Raw genomic sequence first — 24,584 nt, 5'->3', positions numbered from 1 at the left:
CGGCGGCAGTCCGCGCGATCCGGTCCTGCGGGCACGCATCGGACTCGCGCCGCAGTCGTTGGCCTTGTACGAGAACCTCAGTGGTCGCGAGAACATCGCGTTCTTCGCGCGCATGTTCGGTTTGCACGGCGCCCACCTCGCGCGGCGCGTCGACGCCGCGCTCGATTTCGTGCAACTGGCCGATCGCCAGCATGATCGCGCCGGCGGCTATTCCGGCGGCATGCAACGGCGATTGAATCTGGCGGCCGCGATCGTGCACGAACCGGAACTGATCCTGCTCGACGAGCCGACGGCCGGCGTCGATCCTGAGTCGCGCAATGCCTTGTTCGAGAACGTGCTGGCCTTGAAGGCGGCGGCTGGCCGCACCATCGTCTACACCACGCATTACATGGAAGAGGTCGAACGTTTTGCGACCGCGTCGCCATTGTCGATCGCGGGCGCGTGCTCGCCGTCGACAGCGTGCCCGGCCTGCTGCGCACGCATGGCGGTGCGCCGGTGCTCGTGGTCGAGCGCGGCGGTCGCAGCGAGCGCATCGAGACAACGGATCCGCTAGCCGAGCTGAATCGGTTCGCCGCGAGCGGGCCGATCGACGGCTTCCATGTTGAACGACCGCGTCTGGAGCAGGTCTTCCTGCACCTCACCGGTCGCAGCCTGAGGGATTGAGATGACGGCCCTGCTTGCTCTCGCCGCGAAGGACATCCCGATCGTTGCTGCGCAATCGCGGCGCGCTGTTCTTCACCATCGGCTGGCCGCTGCTGGTCGCGATCTTCTTTCGGGATGGTGTTCGGCGGTGATGGTGGCAGCAGCCGGCCCAAGGTTGCGCTGGTCGTGCAGGAGCAACACGCGGTGACCGAACGCTTCGCGCAATCGATGTTGAAGCTCGACACCTTGGACGTCGAACGCGTCGACGCTGCGAAGGCGGAGGAACTCGTGCGCCAGGGCAAGCGCAGCGCGGCCATCGTGTTGCCGGTCGGATTCGGCGAACGCAGCGCGCGCACCTTCAGTGGCGACCCGCCGCAGGTCGAATTGTGGCTGGACCCGAGCCGCAAGGCCGAGCGCGCGATGATCGAAGGCATGCTGATGAAACTCGGCGGCGAGGCGATGTTTTCCAGCATCAGCGACCCTGCCGCGCGCCAGCAGTGGCTGGCGGCGTCGCGCGCGGATCTCGATCGCGTCGATCCGGCCTCGCGCCAGCAGTTCAGCGATTTCTACGACGCGCTCGACGCGATGATGGCGACGCCGCAAGCGTCCGCACCGGCGGCACAGGGCGAGGCCGGCGGCGGCGCCGGCTTCACGCCGCTCGCAGTGGCTGCGCGCGAAATCACCGTTGCGAAACGCGGTCCGAGCAACGGTTTCGCGATCAGTTTCACGCAAGGCATGTTCTGGGCCTTGCTCGGCGCGCTGATGAGTTTCGTGACCTCGCTGGTGCTCGAGCGCATGCAGGGGACCTGGAGCCGCCTGCGCAGCGCGCCGCTCTCGGCGGGTTCGATCCTGCTTGGCAAGGCGCTGTCCTGCTTTGCCGTGATGATCGTGTCGCTGCTGCTGATGAGCACGGTCGGCGCGCTCGTGTTCGGCGTAGTACCGCATTCGCTGCCGAAGTTGCTGGCGGCTTTCGTCGCGGCGGCGGTCGCGTTCACCGGATTGATGATGTTGCTCGCCAGTCTTGGCCGCACGGTGCAGACCGCGAGTGGCGCGGCCTGGGCGGTGATGATGCCGCTGGCGATGGTCGGCGGCGCGATGATTCCCTTGTTCGTCATGCCGCCGTGGATGTTGCAGCTGTCGAACCTGAGCCCGGTGAAGTGGGCGGTGATCGGCATCGAAGGCGCCACCTGGCGCGGATTCTCCTACGCTGAAATGGCGACGCCGGTCGCCATACTGCTTGCGACCGGCTTGCTCTGCGGTGCGGCTGGCGCGTGGCGGATCACGCGCCAGCCGGATTGAGTGTTTACGGGTCCGGCACAAAACCGCCGGCGAAGGCGCGCGGTTCTTCGCGGCCCCAGCGCGGCTGGCGGATCACGCCGCGGTCGACCAGGTGTTCCCAGGTGTCGTACTGCACTTCGACGACTTCGTCCGGGCGCGACGAGCGGCGCTCGAACTGCGTCGTGTTCACCTGCGACCATTCGCGTTGGCCGTGCGCCGTGCCAAGTTCGGAAGCGAAGTCTGCGCTGCGTTCGCGCTTGGCATACGGTGCGGCGGCATCCGCAGCGGCTCCCGCCGAGCGCGCCGGCTGGCCGCGTTGCGCCATTGCTTCGGCCTCGTTCGCAGCAGAGGGCGCCTGCGCATTCTTGCGACGCCAGTCGTCGTCACGATAGATCGGCGGTGCCGGCGGCACGTAGATCGGCGCGCGTTCGCGGAACACCGCGATGCCGATCACCCCGACGTTCTGCGGACGGCCGGTGCGTGCGGCGTAACTCCATTCCGGCGCACTGAACACGAACTGCGCGACTTCGCTCATCGACTTGCGCCAGCCGTTGATCTCGGCGCGTTCGTACGGACCGAGCACATAGCCGCCCTGGTAGGGGTCGGCGGTCTCGCCGGTCACTGCATTCACCCCGTCGACGCTGAGCACGGCCATGACGCGTTCGCCGGTGCGGTTCTGCATCATCACCGCGTAGCGATGGCCGGGTTCGCCGGCAACATACGCGCGACCGCCCTTGTGATGCACCTCGATGACACGTCCGGTGTCGCGGTCGACGACCTGCAGATCGACCAGGTTGTGCACATGGGCCTGCGTCGTGGTGGTGGCCAGGGCCAGGATCATTCCGAACATCGCTTTCATCGTCGCCTCCGTCGTGGGTGATGGGTGCAACGATGGGATGCGGCCGGCGGGGTTCGGGTTCTATTCGAAGCCGTTGCCGAACAGCGGCGATTCAGCTGCAGCGGCCGCGACGGCCCAGGCCAGACCGTCGCTGGTGCGGTGCTCCCAGCCCCACTTGCGCCACGGACTGATGCGGAACGCCGTGAGCCCCGACGACGGCGCGGTCGGGCGAATCCAGAAGTTCACGCCCAGGTCGTAGGTGTCGTAAAGCGCGTCGACGGTGCCGGCGAGCGTCGCGTCACGCGGTCCGACCAAGGCGCCGAAGTAGTCGGCCCAGGCGATGGCCGCGACCACGTCGAGCGCGTGTTCGGCATCATGGATCGGCTCCTCGATCGCGAAGTCGGTGCCGTCGTGTTCGATCACGTAACGTGGTGCCAGCACGGTGCCGTAGTCGCCGGCTTCGGTGCGCAATGCGCTCCGCAGGAAGCCGCCGCTGCGCCGGATCATGTCGGCCGTCGCGATGTCTTCCGCGGTCATGTAGGCGCGACGCAAGGCATCGGTCAGCAGCGCCGTCATCCATGTCGAAGCCCCGTAGGCGGCTCCATCCCAGTCACCGTGCTGGTCGCCGGTGTGATACCAGCCGCCATCGATGCGGTTCGCGGGAATGCCACCGGGCATGCCGTTCTGATGCGCGACCAGCGCCGCCACGATGGCGTTGATGCCGTCGCGGCGCGTGGTGCTGCCGGTGACTTCGTAATCGATCGCATGCGCCATCAGCTTGAACGCCACCATGCGTTCGGTCCAGAACCCGAGTGCTGCGGTCCAGGCGTGCGGGCTGCCGTTGTGCGCGTTCGCGGTGTTCGTGATCGCGGGCAGGAAGGTGTCGTCGCCGGTCATCCAGTAGGCGTAGGCCAGCGACTCGTTGAACGAATACTTGTTGTCGCTCGCGTTCAGGCTGAAGAAGCCGCTGCCGTTGACGCGTGCGCGATAGAACTCGGCGTGGCGCACTGCCTCGCGCAACGGCTTCAGGAAGCCGCTGCGGAAGTGCAGCGTGAACATGGTCGCGGCGCGGTCGTACAGCCACGGCTCGAAGGCGGTCTTGTAAGGGCACTGGTTGGCGACCGTGACCAGCAGGTCGTCCTCGTTGACGACGGTGTAGAGGCCGTTTTTCAGCGCGTGGTCGGCTTCGGTGAAACCGGGCCAGGTCGCGATGGCATCGTTCGTGGCCGGGTCGTCGCGGGTCGCCGGATGATCGGCAGCAAACGGCACGACCTGACTCGTGCGCAATGCGCCGCGGCTCAGCCAGGACGCCGGCAGCGTGGCATAGACATTGGGTTCGAGCACATTGTCGGCGGGCGCGAAGCTGCCGCTGGTGACCAGGTGCCAAGTGCTCGCGCGCAACACCCGCGTCGGTCGGTTCAGGGTCCGGGCGGGGCCGCCCCATTCGACGACGAGGTGTTTCGGCAGGCTCGGGTTCGCGAATGCGACTTCCACCTGCACCAGCGCGACGCGTACCGACTGCCCGTCGATGCCGGCATCACTGCGATGGCGCCATGGCGTCAGCGACTGCACGTAGGCCGGAATCTCGACGCCATTGTCGAGCACGCGCAGATTGGCCAGTTGCGCCGCCGTGATCGAGCCACGCGGGAACGGCACGCCGAAGCTGGCGACGACCGGCGTGGCCGGGGCAACGGCTTCAGTGGCATGCAGATCGACCGCGACCGAACCGGTCGGCACCGGCGCGGCGAAGAACCCGTCCACGGCTGCGACCGGCCACGCCAGCAGCAGCCCCAGCGTGCCGAGAATCCCCCAATGCCAGCGCATGACCGTTCCCCCATGACCCGGTTTCGTGACGGACTGTAACGCGGGCTCGGGCGTTGCCGCTGTGACGCCGGCCGCGTTGTTTGCAGCACCCGGTTCATGCGCATAATCTATGCGCATGAACCGGGTGCCTGCCATGAACAGCGTCATCAAGAAGCCGACCAACCTGAGTCTCCAGGCCGACCTGCTGGCCGAAGCGAAGGCGCTGGACCTGAACCTGTCGGCCGAGTTGAACAAGGCGTTGGCCGAGATCGTCAAGCGCAAGCGTGCCGAGCAATGGCTGGCGGAAAATCGCGAAGCGATCGCGGCGTACAACCGGTATGTCGAGGAGCACGGTGTCTTCGGCGAAGAGTATCGGCAGTGGTGATCCGTCGGTTCGATGTCGTTCGCAATCCGGGCAAGCGCGATGCGCGCACCGTGCCTTACTTGCTGGTCCTGCAATCGGAATTGCTCGATGCCATCGACACCCGGGTGGTCGCGCCTCTGGTCAGGCCGTTGGCACTCGCCAGCAAGAAGCTGACCCGAGTGAATCCCGAGTTCGAAATCGATGGCGAAGTCGTCATCATGCTGACCCAGCAAATCGCCTCCGTACCGATCCACGTGCTGAGCAAGCGAGTCGCGAATCTCGGGCAAGAACACACGCGCATCGTTGCTGCGCTCGATCTACTTTTCAGCGGAATCTGATCCATGCAAAAACGTCGTGTCCTCACCGGTATCAAGCCGACCGGTTCCCCGCACCTCGGCAATTACGTCGGCGCGATCAAGCCGGCGATCGCGGCAAGTCGCGATGCGAATGTCGACTCCTTCTTCTTCCTCGCCGACTACCACGCGCTGATTTCCTGCAGCGATCCGTTGCGCGTGCAGCGTTCGACGCTCGAAATCGCCGCGACCTGGCTGGCCCTCGGGCTCGATCCGGAGCGGGTGATGTTCTATCGCCAGTCCGACATCCCGGAAATTCCGGAACTGACCTGGCTGCTGACCTGCGTCACCGGCAAGGGTCTGCTGAATCGCGCGCACGCCTACAAGGCCGCGGTCGATGCGAATGCGGCCGAGGATGTCGATGTCGATGCCGGCATCAGCGCCGGCCTGTACATGTATCCGGTGCTGATGGCCGCGGACATCCTGATGTTCAACGCGCATGCGGTGCCGGTCGGCAAGGATCAGGTGCAGCACATCGAGATCGCGCGCGACCTCGGCCAGCGCTTCAATCACATCTACGGCGGCGATTACTTCACGCTGCCGGAAGCGCAGGTGGACGAGAACACCGCGACGCTGGCCGGGCTCGACGGCCGCAAGATGTCGAAAAGCTACGACAACACCATTCCGCTCTGGGACGACCCGGCCACGATGCGCAAGCTGGTGATGAGCATCGTCACCAATTCGCAGGCGCCGGGTGAACCGAAGGATGCGGACGCCTCGCACGTGTTCTCGATCTACCAGGCCTTCGCCACGCCTGCGGAAACCGCGGCGATGCGCCAGGCTTATCAGGACGGCATCAGTTGGGGCGACGCCAAGCAAGCGCTGTTCGAGCGCATCGATCGCGATCTCGCGCCAGCGCGCGAACGCTATCGTCACTACATGACCAACCCGAACGACGTTGAGGCACTGTTGTTGCGAGGCGCCGAGCGCGCGCGCGAGGAATCGCGCCCTTTCATCGCGACGCTGCGCGACGCGGTGGGTTTGCGTTCGGTCGCGAAGGTCGCGGTTGCCGAGACGAAGGTCGAGAAATCCGGCGAGGCGCTGCAGCCCGAGCTGAAGCAGTACCGCGACAGCGACGGCCAGTTCTACTTCAAGCTGGGCGAGAAATCGGCCGGCGTGCTGGCCCAGAGCATCGGCTTCGCGGACGGCAAGGAGGCGGGTGCCGCGATCGCTCGTATCAAGCGCGGTGAAGCGGCCATCGCGAATGGCGAACTCGTGCTCGACGGTGCGGCCGTGGCCTACGTGCCGGACGTGGTCGATCCGGCCGATGCCAGCGCGGCACTCGACGTGCTGGTGCGACTGGAAGCCGAAGCCCAAGCCAAAAAGCAGGTGCAAGCATGAGCGTGCTTGCGCTGATCCTGTTCCTGCCCTGGTTCATCATCGTCGGCGGTGCCTACTGGTTCCTGCCGAAGGAATCGCCGCGCTCTGCGGCGCGGAATCGCCTCGATGTCATCGCGCTCGTCATTGCGGTCGCCCTCAGCGCCGCGGGCATGGGGCTCGGCATGCAGACCGACACCACCGGCTACCACCCGATCTGGGCGCAAGTGCTGGCCACCTTGTACGCGTATGGCGCCTTCCTCGGCGTGCTCGCCATCGCGGCGTGGTTGAGGCCGCGTTCGGGCCAGGGTTCGCAGTAGCATTCGGCCATGAGCCGCAAATCTCGCTCCGAAGCCGAACAACGTCAGGAACTCGGCGGATATACCGAGGCCGAATTCGATCGCGAGTTCGTGCGCTCGCATCGTTCGGACTGGGTCAGCATCGCGACGCGCGTGGCGACATTGCTGGTCGTGTACGGCCTGCTGGCACGCGCCATCCGCGCCCATGATCCGCCGCCGTGGTTGCTCGCTTTGCCGTTCGTGGTCGAGTTCCTGCTGATCTTCTGGGTGGGCTGGTTTCTGTCGACCTTCGTGGTCTCGTGCAAGGCGTTCGCGAAAAGCGCAGGTGGCATCGTCCGCATCGTGGTGTCGTCGTTGATCTTCGGGGGCGCGATGTGGGCGGCGATCCTGTTCAATCCGGGTGGCACCGGCCGCCCCGAATCCGCGTCCGTTGCCTGGCATGAGGCGGTGGCGTGGATCGTTCGTGCCGACCTGCACTGGGCGCTGCTGGCGATGGCGGCGGCCCTGCTCGGTTCGACTTTCCAGGAAGTGACGCGCTGGAAGAAGGAGGGCGGCGTCTTCGTCTGGGCCTCGATCATGACAGCCGGATTCCGGCTCGGTGTGGCCTTTCTGGTCGCCTTCTTCGGTGCCTTCGTGCTCGTCTTCGCGGGCGATTGGATCTCGCCCTGGTTCGAGGCCGGCGTGTTCGGCGTCGGACGTCCGCTGACTTGGGCCTTGTACTTCTTCATCCTGCTGGTCGAAGTCCTGACCCTGGTCGTCGCCATCGCCATGCATCGCGATGCGATGAAGCCGAAGGATGAGAAGACGACCGCGCCGCAGAAGTCGAAGCGGCGATTGACCTAGTTCGCGCGTGCCAGGTCGTCGAGCATCGCCTTGAGGAAGCGTGCGGCTTCGCCGCCGGTGGCAGCGCGATGGTCGAAGGTCAGCGACAGCGGCAATAGCTTGTGGGTTTCGATGCCGCCCATCACCGGCACGAGCTGATGGCGGCCCTTGCCGGCGGCGATGATCGCGACGCAGGGCGGCACGATCACCGGCGTGGCGTAACGGCCGGCATACATGCCGAAGTTCGACAGCGAGATCGTGTAGCCCTTGAGTTCATCGGGCGTGATCGACCGGTCCTCGACTTGAGCGCGGAGACGGTTCACACCTTCGCGGATCATGCGTGCATCGAGCATGTCGGCATTCCGCAGCGCCGGCACGAACAAACCTTCCGGCGTATCCACGGCGATGCCGACGTCGACACGCGCATGCAGGGTACGCGTGCCGTTGGCCATGTCGAACCAGGCGTTCAGCGCCGGCTCGGCCTTGCTGGCCGCGACGATGGCGCGGATGAGGCGCGCGGTGATGTCGTTGCCCGGCGTCCACGCATGCAGATCTGCGTCGTCGCAGAGCGTGGTCGGTACGACCTGGGCATGCGCCTCGGCCATGATGCGGGCCATGTTGCGACGCACCCCGCGGATCGGTTCCGGTTGTCCCGACGCCGGCACGCCTGGCGGCGTGGTGCGCACGGGTTTGCCGGCGAGCGAGCGGGGGTCGGCGGTGTAGGGATCGTTGCCCCTCACCCCGGCCCTTTCCCCGCTGGTGCGGGGCGAGAGAGAAGTCGGGACTGCGACAGCGCTGTGCACTTGCGGCGCGGGAGCAATGGACGCGAGCGCCGACGGATTGGCTGCGGCGTGTTTCACGTCCTGCATCGTGATGACGCCGTCGGGGCCGCTCGGGCGCACGCGCGTCAGGTCGACGCCGAGTTTCTTCGCCGCGGCGCGCACCGCCGGCATTGCCTTGATGCCGCCGATGGCGATCACGGCTTCGTGCTTGACCTCGTTGCTGGCCTGCATCGCACCGACCACGGTACCGGCGTCGGCACGGTCCGCCGGTGCGGCGGTCGTGATCGCGGGTGCTGCCGTAGCGGTCGCACTTCCTTCTCCCCGCTCGCGGGGAGAAGGTGCCGAAGGCGGTTGAGGGGCAGCCTTCGGCTTCGGCGCATGATGATGTCCGGTGTCCTCGGCCTCGGCGCGCTGTGGCAAGGTCGGATCGACCGCGAACGTCGCCAGCGGCGCACCGGTATCGATCACGTCGCCCGCCCTGCCGTGCAGTTTGGCCACGATGCCGGAATAGGGAGACGGGACTTCGACCACCGCCTTCGCGGTTTCCATCGACACCAAAGGCTGGTCCAGCATCACCGTGTCGCCTTCCTTCACCAACCACTCGACGATCTCGGCGTCGGGCAGGCCTTCACCGAGGTCGGGCAACAGGAAATCCTTGTCGATGCTCATGGCGATCTCCGGAATCAGCGGTAGGCCAGCGTGCGCTTCGCCGCCGCGAGAATGCGGTCGACGTTCGGCAAATATTTCATTTCGAGCCGGAACAGCGGCATCGGGGTGTCGTAGCCGGTGACGCGTTCGACTGGCGCGACCAGATCGAACATCGCCTTTTCGGCCAGTTGCGCGGCGATCTCGGCGCCGATGCCGCCGGTCCGCGCGGCCTCGTGCACGATCACGCAGCGGCCGGTCTTCTTCACCGACTCGTGGATGGTGTCGAAGTCGAGTGGCTTCACGGTCGCGACATCGATCACTTCGGCGCTGATGCCTTCGCGGGCGAGCGCATCGGCGGTTTCCAGCGCTTCCTTGACGTGTGCGCCCCAGGTCACCAGCGTAACGTCCGAACCGTCGCGCAGCACGAAGCAGACGTCGAGCGGCAAGGACTCGCCATCGTCCGGCACGGCTTCCTTGTATTGGCGATAGATGCGCTTGGGCTCGAAGAAGATCACCGGGTCCGGATCGCGGATGGCGGCGAGCAGCAAGCCATACGCCCGCGCCGGGCTGGACGGGATCACCACGCGCAGGCCGGGAATATGCGCGAACAAGGCTTCCGGCGCTTCCGAGTGATGTTCGGGGGCGCGAATGCCGCCGCCCCAGGGGGCACGCAGCACCATCGGGCAATGCAGTCGGCCGCGCGTGCGCGTGCGCATGCGTGCGGCGTGGCAGATGATGTGGTCGAACATCGGATAGATGAAGCCGTCGAATTGCGCTTCCGCCACCGGCTTCATGCCCTGGAAGGCCATGCCGACTGCGAGCCCGGCGATGGTGGTCTCGTCGAGCGGCGTGTCGAGGATGCGTTCGGAACCGAAACGCGCATGCAGTCCCGCGGTCGCGCGGAACACGCCGCCGTTGACGCCGACATCCTCGCCGAGCACGACCACGCTCGGGTCGTGTGCAATCTCGTAGGCGAGCGCTTGCGTCACCGCCTCGATCAGGGTGATCTCAGCCATGACGACGACCCTCTTCCCATGCCATCGCCTCGGCGCGCTGCGCGGCGATGTCGTGCGGGGCTTCCGCGTACAGGTAGTCGAAGATCGACTCGATCGGCTGCGAGCGGGTTTCGAGATAGGCGTTCACCTCGATGTCGACCTCGCGTCCGCATTGTTCCTTCCACGCCTGTTCCCGTGCCTCGTCCCAGACGCCGAGTGCTTCCAGGTAGCGCCGCAGGCGCCGCATCGGTTCGCGGTCCCAGGCCTGCTTCACTTCGTCGTCCGGACGATAGCGACGGGCATCGTCGGCGGTGGTGTGGTCGGACAGGCGATAGGTCACCGCCTCGACCACCGTGCCGCCTTCGCCGCGGCGCGCGCGCGCGATCGCTTCCTGCATCACGGCGAGCATCGCGATCACGTCATTGCCATCGACCTGCACGCACTGCAGGCCGCCGGCGAGGCCTTTCTGCGCGAGGGTTTCCGCGCCGGTCTGCGCACTGCGCGGCACCGAGATCGCCCACTGGTTGTTCACGATCACGCCGACGTAGGGCAGGGTGTAGGCGCCGGCGGAATTGATCGCGGCATAGAAATCGGTCTTGGACGAGCCGCCATCGCCGACCACGCTGACCGCCACCCGCGGTTCGTGGCGCAGCTTGAACGCGAGCGCGGCACCGGCGGCATGCAGGCACTGGGTCGCGATCGGCACGCACCAGGGCAGGTCATGCTTCGGGCCGGTGAAATCGTTGCCGCGTTCGTCGCCACCCCAATAGAGCAATACATGACGTGGCTTCACGCCGCGCACGAACTGCGCACCGTATTCGCGGTACATCGGACAGAACACGTCCTCGGGTTGCATCGCCACGCCGATCGCGATGTGCGCAGCTTCGTGGCCGAGGCAGGAGGCATAGGTACCGAGCTTGCCGGTGCGCTGCAGCGCGACCGCCTTGCCGTCGAACACGCGGGTGAAGCTCATGCGCTGATAGAGGTCGACGAGCACGGCCGGATCGCGCGCGAATTCCGGCAGCGCGTCAACGATGCGGCCCTCCGGATCGAGCACCTGTCGATATCCGATCGTGAAACTGGCAACGGTATTCATGCATGCCCTCCCGAGGCAGGCGGGTTTGATAGCAAGCGACGCTGCCCGGGCGCAAGCTGTGCTGTTTGACGCGGGCGGGCTGCGGGCTTGCGCGACCGCCGGCATTCGGCTACTTCGGGACATCCTGCCCGGAAGTCGCCCATGTTCGATCTGATCGCGATCATTGCTGCCATCGTCTTCGTCGTCCTGGTGTTGCAGCTGCGCGCGATGTTGGCGATGCCGTTCCTGAAGCAGTCGGCGCGCCTGGTGCCGGGGGACTGGTCGTCCCTGCTCGGGGCCGAGGATGTGATCGCGGTCGCGAATCAGGAATGGTCGACGCTGGGCTTCAGCGGGCCGGATTGGTTGTCGATCACGCCGCAGCCGGTCGAGGCGGCGAATGTGCGCGCGATGGCGTGCTGGCGGCACGAGTCCGATGGCACGCTGGTCTTCCTGCTGCCGATGTTTCTGGCCGAGACGCCGAATCGTTGCGTCTGCTATCTGGCCACGCGGCTCGCCGATGGACGCACCCTCGTCAGCCAGCCCAGCGATCCGTTCTTCACGATCACCGCAACGCCCGAGGAGCCGGCGCAGTTGTTGGCACCGGCGCCGATGAGCGACTTGCTGGCGGCACATGGGCAATTCGTCGCTCGGCACGGCGTGGCTGCACCGGATGCGGTCAGCGATGCGGTACTCGTCGATCTGGCCGGGCGCTGGATGAACACGCGCCGCGAACGCCTGATTGCGCGCGGTGCCTTGGTCGAGTGCAGCGACGGCATCGCGCGGCCACGCCTCGGATTCGCGATCCGCGCCTTGCGCGCGTTCTGGTCGCGACCGAAATGGCCGACGAACGCGGATCCGATTCCGCCGGTGCGCCTGACCCAGATCGCGCAGACCAGCGCGCGCATCCGCGAACGCGCACCGACGGCGACAATGCAGGCACTGCTGTTCCTGCTCAGTGTCGCCTTGTTCATGGTTGTGGGTGGCATCGTCTTCGGATGGCAGTTCGCGTGGATCCTGCTCGTCGTCATCGCCATCCACGAAGCCGGGCACTACCTCGCGATGCGCGCGTTCGGTTATCGCAACGTGCAGATGCTGGCGCTGCCGCTGGTCGGTGGCGTGACGGTCGGGCACGAGACCCACCCAAGTGCGACCCACCGTGCCTGGATGTCCTTGATGGGTCCGCTGCCAGGCATCCTGATCGGCTGGGGTCTGCTGTTCGTTGCGCTCACCCAGCGGAGCGAGGACTGGGTGTTGCATTCGGCCTGGATCTTCCTGGCGATCAATTACCTCAATGTCGTGCCGGTGCCACCGCTCGATGGCGGCCATATCGTGCAGGCGATGCTGCCAGCCCGCTGGTACGGGCTGCGCATCGCTTTCCTCGCGAGCGCGTGTGTGGCCGGCGCCGTGGTGTCGCTCACCTTCGGTCTGGTCGGTCTGGCGGTGATCGTATTGCTGCAGCTGGCTCAGTTGGGACCGCTGCTGCAGAACCGGCGTGCGATCCGGCATCTGCTGGCGCAGGGAGGCGTGCCGGTCGATGCCGTGCGCGCGCGCAAATTGCGTCTCACCTTCGATGCGCTGGATCAGGTGCTTGGGCCGGCCACGCGCGCGCAAGCCCGCATCGCGCAGGCCGAGGACATCGTGCGCAGCCTCGATGTGGTGCCGATGTCGTTGCCTTCGCGAGTGCTCACCGGCGGCGTTTATGCCGTGCTGCTGGCGGTGCCGTTGGCAGTCGCGGCCCTGATGCTCGGTGCGGGTGGATTCTCCGATGCGGCGCCGGCCGCGAATGCGATGACGCCGGAGGAACTGGCGCAGCAACGTGCGCGAGCGTTCACCGATTTGGCTGATGCCGGAACCGAGGAATTGGTGGCATCGTTCGTGCGCCCTGCGTGGTGGCTGCGCTGGTTCCTCGATGTGCCGGACTGGCCGGGACCGGCCGACGACGCGACGATCGCCGCGACCGAGCAGCGCATCGATCGCGCGTTGCCGGATGAATTGCGGGCGTTTTATCGCCTGCATGACGGCTTCGCGATGCTCCAGCTCGGTGCAGTCGCGACGATCGCGCCGGTGCCCGAACCGCCGGCGATCGATGCAGCGATGAACCTGCTCGACTCACCGTTCGCGGTCGTGAGCGCTGCAGCCGATGGCGAGATCGCGCTGCGTTTGGGCCTGGACGATCTGCTCGCCTGCTACGCGATCAGCCCGCCGCTGGACGCGGGTTTGGCGCAACACCTGCCGTGGCCGTCCTTGCTGTGGTGCCCACGCCTGGAATCGTCGCGGGCAGCGATCGTGAATACCAGCACGCATCGCGCCTATCGCGACTTCACCCTGTACCTGCGCGACCACGCCGCCGACCAGCAGGCCTGGCGCGACCCCTGAGTCCCCGAAAACAACGAAGGCGCCCGCAGGCGCCTTCGTCGTCGACATCAGATCCCGTCCCGATTCAATCGCGACGCAAGGCGCGCAACGCGACCGCCAACAGCACCAGCGCTGCCAGCCACTGGCCATAACGATCCAGGGTCGGGATCGGCGGCGACACCGGGGCGGCACCCACCAGGGTCGATACCGGTGCGGTGTTGTTCGCGGCGTTGGCGTCATACGAGACCTGGCCCGTGGTCACGATGCTGGTCAGCAGCGTGCCGACCGGAACCGCGAAGTCGACATTTGCGACCACGCTGAAGTCGGCATTGCCGATCAGCTTGGCCGATGCGGCCTGTTTGGCGCTTGGCGCCGAGCGAGCGCTGCCCTCGGCGCAGAAGATCGCGCCGTTCGCGCCGACCGCCGGCGTGTCGCACAGGTATCCCGCTGGCGACGTCAACGAAACGAAGGTCGTACCGGTCGGCAGCGCGAAGTTGAAGTAGCCGCCGGCCACCTCGCCCGGTCCGGCGTTGGACAGGGTGATCGTGTAGGTGATCGCACCGCCCTGGCTGACCGGATCGGGCGAGTCGACGATGCTGGCGCCGAGGTCCGAGGCCGCGTCGTCGTTGAGCGCGCTGAGCACGCCGAGGGTGTCGGCCAGGGCCGCACTGCTGGCGCCGCTCAGCGTGATTTCCTGGGTCAGGGTCGGTTCGTAGACCGTGTCGGCATTGACCAGGATCGGCACGACCTTGCTGGTTTCGCCTGGTGCGAAACTCAGACTGCCGGGTGCGAAGGTGAAGTCGAACGGACCGAAGAGGCCACCGCTGCGGGCGTAGTCGACGGTCACGGTCTGGCCGGAGGCCTGGCTCAAGGTGACGGTCAAGTCGCCATTGGTGGTACCGACATTGCCTTCGACGACTTGGCGGTCGGCAATCGACAGCGTTGGTGCGGCATCGTCGTCGGTGATCGTGCCGGTGCCGGTGCCCGCGCTGGACGAAATCGTCGCGCCGCTCGGATTGGACAGGGCCACGGTGAAGGTCTCGTCGATCTCGTCGGTCAGGTCGCCGATGATCGGCACCGTGATGGTCTGCGTGCCCGGCCCGCTGAAGCTCAAGCTGCCGCTGGTCGAGAGGAAGTCGCTGAGTGCAGCCGCACTGCCGTCGACCGTGGCGAAGTCGACGGTCGTGCTGAATCCGCCCAGCGGCGGCACCGGCACATTCGCGAGCGTCACCGTGAATACGGCATTGGTCGTGCCGGCATTGCCCTCGGTGACCGTGACATTGTCGATCGAGAATTCCATCGGCACGGCATCGTCATTGACGATCGTGATCGTCGAGGTCGGAAGGACGACGCCGGTGGGGGCGCGACGCCCAGCACCGAAGAAGTAGTTGTCGACGATCACCGTGAAGGTCTCGTCCGGCTCGATCGTGCCATCGCCGATCACGGTGATGTCCGAATACACGACGCTCAGGCTGCCGCCGGGAATGGTGATCGTGTCGCCCATCGCGAAGCCGTTGTAGTCACCGGCATCGGCACTGCCGTCGGCCGTGTGCAGGTCGATGGTCAGGTCGTCCTGGGCCAGTCCGCTCAAGCTGTAGGTGATGCTCACCGGGGTCGTGCCGGCGTTGCCTTCGCTGACATTGCCGGCGTTGGCCGGCGTGGCCGTCAAAGTCGGTTCGGCGTCGTCGTTCTGGATGCTGCCCTGGCCTTGGGCACTGGCTGGCGTCGCGCCGACGACGTTGCCGACGTTGACCAGAAAGTCCTCATCCTGCTCGAACACGGTGTCGCCGTTGACGAGCACATCGAAGGTGTAGGTCGAACTGCCGGCCGGGATGGTCTGGCTGGTCAAGGATCTCGCCGTGTAGTCGGACGACGCGGTCGCGCTGCCATCGGCGGTCGCGATGTCGAAGGTCACGCCGCCCGGGCCGGCCGCTGCGCTGAGGCTGACGGTGAAGGAGAAGGTCGTGGTCGCGCCGTTGCCTTCATTGGTCGATCCGACATTGCTGATGCTGAGCACGGGTTGTGCTGCGGTCAGGGTGATGGTCGTGCCGGCCGTCGCCGCGGTATTCGCCCAGGTGCGGGTGGTGGTCCAGACACCGCTGCCGGTGTTCAGGGTCCCGGTGGCGTGTGTCGGGGTGCCACTCACCGGATCCAGCGCGAAGAAACTCGTCGACTGCAGCTTGCCGCCGGTGTAGCGGTCATTGACCGGCAGTTCGTAACCGGCGGTCCCGCCACTGACGACCGCCGTGCCGGTGCCGGTACCGAGGAAGATCGCGTCCACGGGGACCGTGCTGCTGGTCAGGCTCGCGACCGCGACATCGAACACGGCAATGCCGTCGGCATTGGTGCCGCCGTTGCCCAGAACGCCGGTCGCGTTGGCGTTGCCGATGGCGCCGTCACCTGCCGTGGTTCCGGTATCGATCGTCCGAAGCTTGGTCCCGACCGGCGCCATGGACGACCCGCCGACATAGACGACATCACCCGCGGCCACATTGCCCGTCGTGATGGCAAAGGCATAGGTCAAGGCAGCGCCCGCGCGCCAGCCATTGGTCGTGGCGGTGCCGTTGTTCGCAAACACCACGGTGTAGGGCGTTACCGTGAAATCGATCGGGCGAGTCGCGACCAATTCGACGTATTCCAGCGGTGAATCGGTGCCCGCCGGATTCGCCAGATACTCTGAAATCACCATGCCCGGGGTCTGTGCCGAAGCTGGCAGCGCAGCGAGGGCGGCCATCCACACGCCGGCGGCGCGGGCGATCCGAGACATCAGGGTCGAGTGCATGGGCGTGATCCATCCGGTTGCAGCAATTGGGTTTGCGAGTTTAGCCACTTGCGATGACGGTTTCCGAAGCCAAAAAAAAACCCCGTGTCCGGAGACACGGGGTTTGTCTGCGGTCCGGTCTGCCGGCGCTTTCGCGCCGACATCCGGTTTCGCAACCGAATGGACCCGGCTTAGAACGAGTAACGCACGCCCAGGTAGGCACGACGCGGGGCAACCCACGCGTTGGCTTCGCCGAAGTCGTACACGCCATTGCCTGCGATCAGCGGCATCACGTTCGTCGACTTCTGCGCGTCCAGGATGTTGAACACGTCGAGGAAGACTTCGAGCTCGCCGACCGGAAGCTTCCAGTCGTACTTCGCACGCATGTCGAGGGTGTAGTACGACGGACCGGTCTCGCTGCCGACGGTGTTCGGCAGGATGAACGAGTCGTACACGCCGCCGTCTTCGTAGACGTCGCCCATCACCGGCAGGTAACGGCCGGAGATCAGCTGCGCGCGGCTATACAGAATGCCGCTGTTCCAGTTGAACACGCCGCTGAGTTCCAGGCCGAAGTCCCAGCTGTACGAGCCGAAGGCCTTGAACTGGTGCTTGATGTTGCCGGGCTGGTCGCCGTAGGCGTTCGGGGCGCGCGGGTCGAGGGCAATCCAGTCACCCTGGAAGTCCGCGTTGCTGTCCGAGTTCGAGTTGCCTTCGGCCGAGTTGTGGGTATACGAGACCTGGCCCTGCCAATTTTCGGTCTTGAACTTCTGCAGGGTGATTTCGTAGCCCAGGTAGTCGCGCTTGCCGCCGGCGAGCGTGCCGATCACGTAGTTCGCGTTCGGAACGCCGTCGAAGCCGAAGTACGAATACGGCAGGTAGTACGCCGAGCCGGGGCCCGCGTAGCCTTCGAAGTCCGGGTTGCCGGCTTCGACCGTCGGATCCGAATACAGCGCCAGATCGTAGTCTTCCAGGATGTCGCGGGTCTCGCGCTTGGTCAGCGTGACCGAGAGGCCGATGTCGTCGCGGAAGGTGGTCGAGTAGCCGATCAGGAACTCATCCGTGTACGGGGTCTTGGTCGCCGGTGCAAACACTGCATCCGGGGTGACCGCGCCGCCGCGAACGCGGAAGGTGACCCAACGGTCGCCGAGGAAGATCTGCTCATTCAGGACCGGACCGGTCAAGCCGCCCGCGAAGTCCCGTCATGTTGGTACGGATCGGATCGTAGTAACGACCGCCGAAGCCCCAGACCTTGCTGCGGCCATCGCCGAACAGGTCATACACCACGCTCACGCGCGGAGCGAATTCCCAATCGAAGGTGTAGGTTTCTTCACCGTTCGAGTCGAAATGGGCCCATTCTTCAGCACGGACGCCGGCATTCACAGTCCACTGGTCAAGCGTCCAGGTGTCCTGCAGGTAGAAGGTCTTGCCTTCGGTCGTGACTTCGTACGGCGCCGTCGTGTCTTCGATGATGCGGTAGTTGTTGACCTGGCCGGTCGGATTGCCGGTCGTGCTGGTGAACTGGTACGCGCTGATTTCAGCCGACGAGATCGTGCCGTCGTGGTTGGTGTCGAGCAGGCCGACGAAATAGGCGCTGTCCGAACGGCTGTTGATGCCGGCGAGGATGCGCGGGATGTCGGCGTTCACGATCGAACGCGTGCCGGCCCAGCCGGTACCGACGAACTGTGCGAAGGTCACGCCGGCATTGGCCGCCGCGATCGACGAATAACGCGCATGGTCGGGACCGGTGATGCGCGAGTCTTCGAAGTACACGTTGTCGGAAGCCGTGATGCCACCCTTGATGGTATGGGTGCCATGCGCGGTGTCGAGGAAGTACTCGAGCGTCAGGCCGAGTTCGTCACGGTCACGCTGGGTTTCCAGCGCGGTGCCGCCACCGCCCTGGCTGCGGTCGGCGATCGTCGACGGAATGCCGCGGAATGCGACGTTGTTCAGCGACACCGAGGTGACAGCCGGGATCTGCGAGACTTCGCCTTCATGGCGGAAGCCATAGGCGTTCAGCAGCAGGTTGTCCCAGTCGCGGGTGTACTCGAGCTTGTAGTTGTCGCCGCCCTGCTTCTGCGCGAAGTCGCGGTTGTTCAGCGTCGTCGCATTGCGCGAACCGCTGAATTCGGCCGGGTCGTTGAAGAACGACGCCGACAGGCGGTCGTTGTCCGTCATCTGCCAGGTGGCCTTCAGGAAGGCCAGGTCGTTGTCGGAATCAACGGTACGCAGCGCTGCGCCGGTATTCGCGTTGAGGACGTCGTCCTCGCGATACTTCTTCTGGAACGAGCTGAAGAACCAGAGGTTTTCCTTGATGATCGGGCCACCCAGGGTGAACGCCGTGTCATAGGTCGAGAAGCCGGACGAGGTGTTGTGCTCGTCGTCGCCCACCAGGCTGTCGTTCTGCAGGTAGTAGTTGAGCGAGCCATGCCATTCGTCGCCACCGGACTTGGTCACGACCTTGGAGATCAGGCCCGAACCACCCGCGTACTCGGCCGGCACGCCACCGGTGAGCACCTGTTGTTCCTGGATGATTTCCGAGTTGAAGTTCGCACCGAACGTGCCGGTGTTGCTGTCGGTGACGTCGACGCCGTCGACGACATAGACGTTGTCGGTCGAGGTGCCGGAGACGCCGCCGATGTCGGAGTAGTTCACGCCCGAACGCGACGACGGATTGCCGCTGGCGCTGGGCTTCACGCCCGGGACCAACTGCAGGTAGCTCTGGTAGCTACGGCCGGTCGGGAGCGATTCCACGATGTCCAGGGTCAGCGTCGTGCCGACGGTGGCCGAGGTGGTGTCGACTGCCGCCAGCGATCCGCCGGTGACAACCACGGTTTCCATGCTCTTCTCGCCGAGGACGTAACCGACGCTGAGGTTCTTGCCGCTGACGACGGCGACGTTGCTCGCGCTGAAGTCGGAGAAGCCGGAAGCAACCACTTCGAGCGAGTAGTTCGTCGCCGGATCGAGACCCTGCAGGCGGACGCTGCCGTCCGCGCCCGTCACGCCGGTCTTCGAGACCAGGCTGGACGGCGAGCTCACCTTCACCGTGGCGCCGACAATCGGTGCGCCGCTGGGATTGGTGATGGAAATACGCAAGTTGCCGGTTTCGGCCAAGGCTGCGCCAGCAAAGCACATGCTGAGTGCCGTAGCCAGCATGCTACGACGCATGCCTTTCACAAATTTCTTCGATGTCATGATGCAACCCTCTTGTGTACCCCGATACAGGGGAAATCAAGGCCAACCACCAAGGCTGGTCCTAATTTCGGAGTATGGCGTAGCAAACAAATCCTTAACAATATGCCTCTTATTACTTTATGGAATAAGAGGGTAAGGCAACGCCGTACTGTCACACCGACGGGCTAGTATCCCGAAGCTTTGGCCATTCACATCCGTTGCCAAAATCGTCTGACCCTGGTGTCCGTCGGTGGGACGCGGCCGAGGCGCTGCGATCTTTCGGATATCGACGATGGACACCAACAAGCGCGCGCTCGAAGCCGGCATTCACACCGACCTGCGCAGTCGCCTCACCTATGACGGCTACCTCGATCTCGCGACCTTGCTGTCGGCGCAGAAGCCGTTGTCGAACCCGGCGCACCACGACGAAATGCTGTTCATCGTCCAGCATCAGGTCGCCGAGTTGTGGATGAAGCTGATGATCCACGAGTTGCGGGCGGCCGCGACCTGCTTGGCGATGGACAACCTCGATCCGGTGCAGAAGATCCTGGCGCGAGTGAAGGTGATCCAGAAGCAGCTGATCGAGATGTGGTCGGTGCTGGAGACGCTGACGCCAAGCGAATACATGGAATTCCGCCACGTGCTCGGTCCCGCCTCCGGCTTCCAGTCGCTGCAATACCGAACCATCGAGTTCCTGCTCGGCAACAAGAACGCCGACATGCTGAAAGTGTTCGCCTACGACGAAGCGGCCGAGCGCGGCCTGCGTGCCGTGCTGGAAGCGCCGAGTCTGTACGACGAATTCCTGCGCCACCTGACCCGCCGGGGCCACGCCGTGCCGAAATCCTGCGTCGAGCGCGACTGGTCCGAGCCTTATCAGCGCCATCCCGATCTCGTCGCGGTGTTCAAGCGGATCTACGAGGACACCGACACGCACTGGGAGGCCTATCACCTGTGCGAACTGCTGGTCGACGTCGAAGTGCAGTTCCAGAATTGGCGCTTCAGGCACATGAAGACGGTGGAGCGCGTGATCGGCTACAAGCGTGGCACCGGCGGCTCGTCCGGCGTCGGTTTCCTGAAAAAGGCACTGGACCTGACGTTCTTTCCGGAACTGTTCGAAGTGCGCACCGTGCTCGGGACTTGAGGGTTCGCCGTCGGTCCGATCGATCGCTGTGGTGTTTTTGTTGCATCGCAGCATCTGAATCGTTTGACCGGGTTCGCACTCGCCGCTAAATCTTCCGCACTTTTTTGCCCGACGGATTCGGGTGTAGCCCTGCACGGCGTCCGTCGTGTCGTATCAGTTCGAGGAGAAGATGATGAGTGGAGCAAGCCTGCCGAACCAACCGGCACCGCCGGAGTTCGCCCAGTTGATGGGCCATCCGCGGCCGCTGTGGATGCTGTTCATGTCGGAGTTCTGGGAACGCTTCGCGTTCTACGGCATTCGTTGGGCGCTCACGCTGTATATCGTTGCCCAGTTCTACAACGGTGATGGCGCCGGGCAGGCCCCGGCGGGCTTGATCTACGGTTCCTATCTCGCACTCGTCTACGCCGGCGCGATCTTTGGCGGGTTGGTCGCGGACAAGTTCCTTGGCTACCAACGATCGATCCTGGTCGGCGCGGTGATCATGGCGATCGGCCTGTTCATGATCTCGGTGCCGAATGAACAGGTTTTCAAGCTCGGCCTCGCGACCATCATCGTTGGCAACGGTCTGTTCAAGCCGATCATCTCGACGCTGGTCGGCAAGATCTACGCGGTCGGTGATGAGCGCCGCGATTCCGGCTTCACCATTTTCTACATGGGCATCAATCTCGGCGCGATGATTTCGCCGTTTCTGACGCAGATCTTGGCTCAAAAGGTTTTCGGTGTTGAGGCCATGCCGGCCTACAAGGTCGTGTTCATCGTTTCGGGCATCGGCATGCTGATTTCGCTCGTCTGGTTCTGGATGGGTCGTGGACAGCTCAAGGGCGTGGGTGAAGCGCCGGCGGGTGCAGACGGCATCGGTCGCGTCATCGCCGTGTTCGTCGGTGCCGCGATCGTGATTCCGATCGTCTATTTCCTGCTCGCCATGGGCGCGGCGAAGTTGCAGGTCGTGCTGACCATCATGTTCGTCTTGCTGGCAGTCATGCTCCTCATCGAAGGCGTCAAGAACGGTGCTGTCGCGCGCGACAAGGTGATCGCGATGCTGATCATCTTCGCGTTCAACATCTTGTTCTGGATGTTCTTCGAACAGGCCGGCAGCTCCTTTACCTTCCTGGCTGATCAGATCGTCAATCGAGACATTTTCTCGGGCGCATTGCGAGACTTCGTTCTGTGGTTTAGCGGCCAGGATCAATTCGCAACGGCGTGGTTCCAGAGCGTCAATTCAATCGCAATCGTCACGCTGGCGCCGGTCATCGCCTGGGGTTGGGTCAAGCTCGGCTCGTGGAATCCATCGATTCCGCGCAAGTTTGGCCTCGGCCTGCTGTTCAACGGTCTTGCCTTCCTGCTGCTGATGTTCGCCCTGTCGAAGCTGGTCGATCCGGCCTCGATGAAGATTCCGTTCTGGACGCTGTTCGCGGTCTACTGGATCCAGTCGATCGGCGAGTTGTGCCTGTCGCCGATCGGCCTGTCGATGGTGACCAAGCTGGCGCCGATGCGCCTGGTCGGCTTCGGCATGGGCGGCTGGTTCCTGTCGACCGGCATCGGCAACAACCTGTCCGGCATCTTCGCCGGACACGTGTCGGGCGAAGGCGGCATGACCACGGCCTCGGCGTTGTCGGGTTACACCTTCGGCTTCTGGGCGCTGGTGGGTTCGGGCGTGTTGCTGTTCCTGATCGCGCCGCTGATCCAGAAATTGATGCATGGCGTGAAGTAACACGCCGCGAGGAACAGGGGACGACAGCGGCGGCTTCGGTCGCCGTTGTCGTTTCAGCGCGGCACCGACGCGGCGCGCGCGAGCGCGTCGTGGCCTTCGCCGATGAGCTTGCCGAGAATGCGTTCCAGCCACACGCGTTCTTCGCCATCCAGCACGGCCAGCAGTTCGCGCTCGTACCGCAAGGCGGTTGGTGCGACTTCGTCGTAGACCCGTCTTCCCTTCGCCGACAGCGCCAGCACCGAGCGGCGCTTGTCGTCGGCATGGGTGCCGCGTTTGATTCGGCCCGACTTCAGCAGCGAATTCACGGCGCGGCTGACCGCCACCTTGTCCATGGCCGTGCGCTCGGCGACTTCGACCGCGCTGAGTCCGTCGTATCGACCGAGCACGGCGAGCACCCGCCATTCCGTCACGGCGAGGCCGAAGCGTTCGCCGTAGTCGCGCGCGATCGCGGCGCTGATCGTGTTCGACAGCACCGACAGCCGGTACGGCAGGAAATACTCGAGATCGAGCGGTGTGCGGTCGGGGGCGTCTTGGCCATGCGTTGCGCGTACGGTGTGAGGTCCTTGAAACTAGTTTCACATGAAACTAAAGTGCCGGCCACCCGCGGGAGTGCCCCGCAGCACAGCGTTGGAGCAATGTGATGAGCGCCCAGGTCAAGCAAGGCACGCAGGTCACCACGTTCGAGAATCCGATGGGCATCGACGGATTCGAATTTGTCGAGTTCGCCGCGCCGGAAGGCAAGGCCCAGTCCTTGCACGACTATTTCCGCATGCTCGGATTCACGCCGGTGGCGCGCCACCGCACGCGCAAGATCACCAATTACCGCCAGGGCGACTGCACCTTCCTGATCAACGAAGATCCGGATTCGTTCGCGGCGCGCTTCGCCGCCCAGCACGGCCCGAGCGCTTGCGGTTTCGCGATCCGCGTCAACAAGCTCTCGCGGAATGGGCGCGCATGCAGGCGCTGAAGAACGGCGCCGAGTCCTTCGATGCCGCCGATGAACTGACCAAGGCCGTGGCCGCGCCGGTAATCAAGGGCATCGGCGGCTGCATGCTCTACATCGTCGACCGTTATGACGCCAAAGGCACGATCCATGATCCGGATTGGGTCTGGTTGCCCGGCGTCGACCAGATGCCGAAGGGCTTCGGTCTGACCTTCATCGACCACCTGACGCACAACCTCTATGCCGGCAACATGGAGAAGTGGGCCGAGTATTACGAGCGCCTGTTCAACTTCCGCGAGATCCGCTATTTCGACATCAAGGGCGCCAAGACCGGCTTGCTGTCGAAGGCGATGACGGCGCCGGACGGCATGGTGCGCATCCCGCTCAACGAATCCTCGGATCCGAAGTCGCAGATCAACGAATACCTGAACCAGTACGGCGGCGAAGGCATCCAGCACATCGCCTGCTTCACCGACGACATCTACGGCACCGTGGAAAAGATGGCGGCAGTCGGGGTGCGCTTCCTGGATACGCCGGACACCTATTTCGACGTGGTCGACCAGCGCATCCCGAACCATGGCGAAGACTTGCCGCGCCTGCGTGCGAACAAGATCCTGATCGACGCCGACCCCGAGACCAAGCAGCGCAAGTTGTTGCAGATCTTCACCCAGAACGCGATCGGTCCGATCTTCTTCGAGATCATCCAGCGCAAGGGTAATGAAGGCTTCGGCGAAGGCAATTTCCAGGCCCTGTTCGAGTCGATCGAACGCGACCAGATGCGGCGCGGAGTGCTGTGGATGGACCTGCGCTACCAATCCGGTTTCGGCAACGAATTCGCGACCGAAGCGATTCCCGGAACATTGCCAGTGGGCCGCAATTCGCCGCAACGCGTGGCGCATGGTCTTTACGCCGAGCAGATTTCCGGCACCGCGTTCACGATGCCGCGACACGCGAACCTGCGTTCCTGGATGTACCGCATCCGTCCGGGATCGATGCACCAGCGTTTCGCAATGATGGCGGAGGGTGCCTTCCACAACCGCTTCGACGAGGTACCAGCCGATCCGAACCAATTGCGCTGGTCGCCGTTCCCGCTGCCGGCCGCGCGCACCGATTTCATCGATGGCCTGTACACCATGGCCGGCAATGGCTCGCCGGCGGCGATGGCGGGTGTCGGCATGCATGTCTACGCCGCGAATGCGTCGATGACCGACCGGTTTTTCGTCAACGCCGATGGCGAGATGCTGATCGTGCCGCAGCAGGGTCGTCTGCGCTTCGTCACCGAGATG

The 24,584-nt window shown here is 64.8% G+C and carries 18 protein-coding genes and 2 pseudogenes; 12 read left to right on the top strand and 8 right to left on the bottom strand.

The features are described from left to right. A partial coding sequence (locus IPP28_06655; protein MBL0040719.1) for an ABC transporter ATP-binding protein occupies positions 1 to 553 on the top strand: 553 nt, incomplete at its 5' end. A 224-nt stretch (positions 554 to 777) separates the two neighbouring features. Further along, positions 778 to 1,941, top strand: coding sequence for an ABC-2 transporter permease (locus tag IPP28_06650; protein MBL0040718.1), 1,164 nt, complete (start codon positions 778 to 780; stop codon positions 1,939 to 1,941). A 4-nt stretch (positions 1,942 to 1,945) separates the two neighbouring features. Here IPP28_06650 and IPP28_06645 read toward each other — a convergent pair whose 3' ends face one another. Then, positions 1,946 to 2,779, bottom strand: coding sequence for a hypothetical protein (locus tag IPP28_06645; GenBank protein MBL0040717.1), 834 nt, complete (start codon positions 2,777 to 2,779; stop codon positions 1,946 to 1,948). A gap of 60 nt (positions 2,780 to 2,839) precedes the next feature. After that, positions 2,840 to 4,582, bottom strand: coding sequence for a hypothetical protein (locus tag IPP28_06640; protein MBL0040716.1), 1,743 nt, complete (start codon positions 4,580 to 4,582; stop codon positions 2,840 to 2,842). A gap of 133 nt (positions 4,583 to 4,715) precedes the next feature. Between IPP28_06640 and IPP28_06635 the strand changes: the two genes are divergently transcribed. Genes IPP28_06635 through IPP28_06615 form a run of 5 tightly spaced genes read left to right on the top strand, consistent with a single transcriptional unit; the run spans position 4,716 to position 7,737 of the window. Then, positions 4,716 to 4,946: a type II toxin-antitoxin system CcdA family antitoxin gene (locus IPP28_06635; GenBank protein ID MBL0040715.1), complete on the top strand. Its 231-nt coding sequence runs from the start codon at positions 4,716 to 4,718 to the stop codon at positions 4,944 to 4,946. Continuing rightward, a complete protein-coding gene (locus IPP28_06630; protein ID MBL0040714.1) occupies positions 4,943 to 5,263 on the top strand; it encodes a CcdB family protein in 321 nt (106 codons plus the stop codon). The genes IPP28_06635 and IPP28_06630 overlap by 4 nt, the downstream gene beginning before the upstream one ends. A gap of 3 nt (positions 5,264 to 5,266) precedes the next feature. Next, positions 5,267 to 6,619 (top strand): tryptophan--tRNA ligase, encoded by a 1,353-nt coding sequence (locus tag IPP28_06625; GenBank protein ID MBL0040713.1) that lies wholly within the window; start codon positions 5,267 to 5,269, stop codon positions 6,617 to 6,619. Beyond that, positions 6,616 to 6,915, top strand: a complete 300-nt coding sequence (locus IPP28_06620; GenBank protein MBL0040712.1) for a hypothetical protein — start codon at positions 6,616 to 6,618, stop codon at positions 6,913 to 6,915. The genes IPP28_06625 and IPP28_06620 overlap by 4 nt, the downstream gene beginning before the upstream one ends. Before the next feature lie 9 nt (positions 6,916 to 6,924). Further along, entirely contained in the window at positions 6,925 to 7,737 is an 813-nt protein-coding gene (locus IPP28_06615; GenBank protein MBL0040711.1) for a hypothetical protein, read from the top strand. Here the strand turns inward: IPP28_06615 and IPP28_06610 are convergent. Genes IPP28_06610 through pdhA form a run of 3 tightly spaced genes read right to left on the bottom strand, consistent with a single transcriptional unit; the run spans position 7,734 to position 11,237 of the window. Continuing rightward, entirely contained in the window at positions 7,734 to 9,167 is a 1,434-nt protein-coding gene (locus IPP28_06610) for a 2-oxo acid dehydrogenase subunit E2 (GenBank protein ID MBL0040710.1), read from the bottom strand. The two genes, IPP28_06615 and IPP28_06610, sit on opposite strands and share 4 nt — an antisense overlap. A gap of 14 nt (positions 9,168 to 9,181) precedes the next feature. Continuing rightward, positions 9,182 to 10,162 carry an alpha-ketoacid dehydrogenase subunit beta gene (locus IPP28_06605; GenBank protein MBL0040709.1) on the bottom strand — a complete coding sequence of 327 codons (981 nt, stop codon included), beginning with the start codon at positions 10,160 to 10,162 and terminating at the stop codon, positions 9,182 to 9,184. Beyond that, a complete protein-coding gene (gene pdhA / locus IPP28_06600) occupies positions 10,155 to 11,237 on the bottom strand; it encodes a pyruvate dehydrogenase (acetyl-transferring) E1 component subunit alpha (GenBank protein MBL0040708.1) in 1,083 nt (360 codons plus the stop codon). Before pdhA ends, IPP28_06605 begins: the two co-directional genes overlap by 8 nt. 141 nt (positions 11,238 to 11,378) lie before the next feature. On the opposite strand from pdhA, the gene IPP28_06595 reads away from it, so the two are divergent. Then, positions 11,379 to 13,592: a hypothetical protein gene (locus tag IPP28_06595; GenBank protein MBL0040707.1), complete on the top strand. Its 2,214-nt coding sequence runs from the start codon at positions 11,379 to 11,381 to the stop codon at positions 13,590 to 13,592. Positions 13,593 to 13,656: 64 nt separating this feature from the next. On the opposite strand, the gene IPP28_06590 is transcribed toward IPP28_06595, so the two are convergent. Together IPP28_06590 and IPP28_06585 are read right to left on the bottom strand one after the other, a co-directional pair. Then, positions 13,657 to 16,353 carry a hypothetical protein gene (locus tag IPP28_06590; GenBank protein ID MBL0040706.1) on the bottom strand — a complete coding sequence of 899 codons (2,697 nt, stop codon included), beginning with the start codon at positions 16,351 to 16,353 and terminating at the stop codon, positions 13,657 to 13,659. A 170-nt stretch (positions 16,354 to 16,523) separates the two neighbouring features. Continuing rightward, positions 16,524 to 19,464, bottom strand: a pseudogene (locus IPP28_06585) (carboxypeptidase regulatory-like domain-containing protein). Positions 19,465 to 19,795: 331 nt separating this feature from the next. On the opposite strand from IPP28_06585, the gene IPP28_06580 reads away from it, so the two are divergent. Both IPP28_06580 and IPP28_06575 read left to right on the top strand, forming a co-directional pair. Further along, positions 19,796 to 20,644 carry a tryptophan 2,3-dioxygenase gene (locus tag IPP28_06580; protein MBL0040705.1) on the top strand — a complete coding sequence of 283 codons (849 nt, stop codon included), beginning with the start codon at positions 19,796 to 19,798 and terminating at the stop codon, positions 20,642 to 20,644. 169 nt (positions 20,645 to 20,813) lie between these two features. Further along, on the top strand, positions 20,814 to 22,355 hold the full coding sequence (locus IPP28_06575) for an MFS transporter (GenBank protein ID MBL0040704.1): 1,542 nt from the start codon (positions 20,814 to 20,816) through the stop codon (positions 22,353 to 22,355). A 53-nt stretch (positions 22,356 to 22,408) separates the two neighbouring features. Here the strand turns inward: IPP28_06575 and IPP28_06570 are convergent, their stop codons facing one another. Further along, positions 22,409 to 22,846, bottom strand: a complete 438-nt coding sequence (locus IPP28_06570) for a winged helix-turn-helix transcriptional regulator (protein ID MBL0040703.1) — start codon at positions 22,844 to 22,846, stop codon at positions 22,409 to 22,411. A 149-nt stretch (positions 22,847 to 22,995) separates the two neighbouring features. Here IPP28_06570 and hppD point away from each other — a divergent pair. After that, positions 22,996 to 24,092 (top strand): annotated as a pseudogene (gene hppD, locus IPP28_06565) (4-hydroxyphenylpyruvate dioxygenase). After that, positions 24,075 to 24,584: homogentisate 1,2-dioxygenase (locus IPP28_06560; protein MBL0040702.1), on the top strand; the 510-nt coding region annotated here is incomplete at its 3' end. The pseudogene hppD and the gene IPP28_06560, both read left to right, overlap by 18 nt.

The organism is Lysobacterales bacterium, assembly GCA_016721845.1.
In the GTDB taxonomy this organism is placed as follows: domain Bacteria; phylum Pseudomonadota; class Gammaproteobacteria; order Xanthomonadales; family Ahniellaceae; genus JADKHK01.
This window is presented reverse-complemented; position numbering and strand designations above follow the sequence as displayed.

Coding starts and splice junctions, on each gene's coding strand:
- IPP28_06610 (MBL0040710.1), bottom strand. CDS start 9,167: ATGAGCATCGACAAGGATTTCCTGTTGCCCGACCTCGGTGAAGGCCTG.
- IPP28_06595 (MBL0040707.1), top strand. CDS start 11,379: ATGTTCGATCTGATCGCGATCATTGCTGCCATCGTCTTCGTCGTCCTG.
- IPP28_06590 (MBL0040706.1), bottom strand. CDS start 16,353: ATGCACTCGACCCTGATGTCTCGGATCGCCCGCGCCGCCGGCGTGTGG.
- IPP28_06635 (MBL0040715.1), top strand. CDS start 4,716: ATGAACAGCGTCATCAAGAAGCCGACCAACCTGAGTCTCCAGGCCGAC.
- IPP28_06640 (MBL0040716.1), bottom strand. CDS start 4,582: ATGCGCTGGCATTGGGGGATTCTCGGCACGCTGGGGCTGCTGCTGGCG.
- IPP28_06625 (MBL0040713.1), top strand. CDS start 5,267: ATGCAAAAACGTCGTGTCCTCACCGGTATCAAGCCGACCGGTTCCCCG.
- pdhA (MBL0040708.1), bottom strand. CDS start 11,237: ATGAATACCGTTGCCAGTTTCACGATCGGATATCGACAGGTGCTCGAT.
- IPP28_06615 (MBL0040711.1), top strand. CDS start 6,925: ATGAGCCGCAAATCTCGCTCCGAAGCCGAACAACGTCAGGAACTCGGC.
- IPP28_06645 (MBL0040717.1), bottom strand. CDS start 2,779: ATGAAAGCGATGTTCGGAATGATCCTGGCCCTGGCCACCACCACGACG.
- IPP28_06580 (MBL0040705.1), top strand. CDS start 19,796: ATGGACACCAACAAGCGCGCGCTCGAAGCCGGCATTCACACCGACCTG.
- IPP28_06605 (MBL0040709.1), bottom strand. CDS start 10,162: ATGGCTGAGATCACCCTGATCGAGGCGGTGACGCAAGCGCTCGCCTAC.
- IPP28_06650 (MBL0040718.1), top strand. CDS start 778: ATGGTGTTCGGCGGTGATGGTGGCAGCAGCCGGCCCAAGGTTGCGCTG.
- IPP28_06620 (MBL0040712.1), top strand. CDS start 6,616: ATGAGCGTGCTTGCGCTGATCCTGTTCCTGCCCTGGTTCATCATCGTC.
- IPP28_06575 (MBL0040704.1), top strand. CDS start 20,814: ATGATGAGTGGAGCAAGCCTGCCGAACCAACCGGCACCGCCGGAGTTC.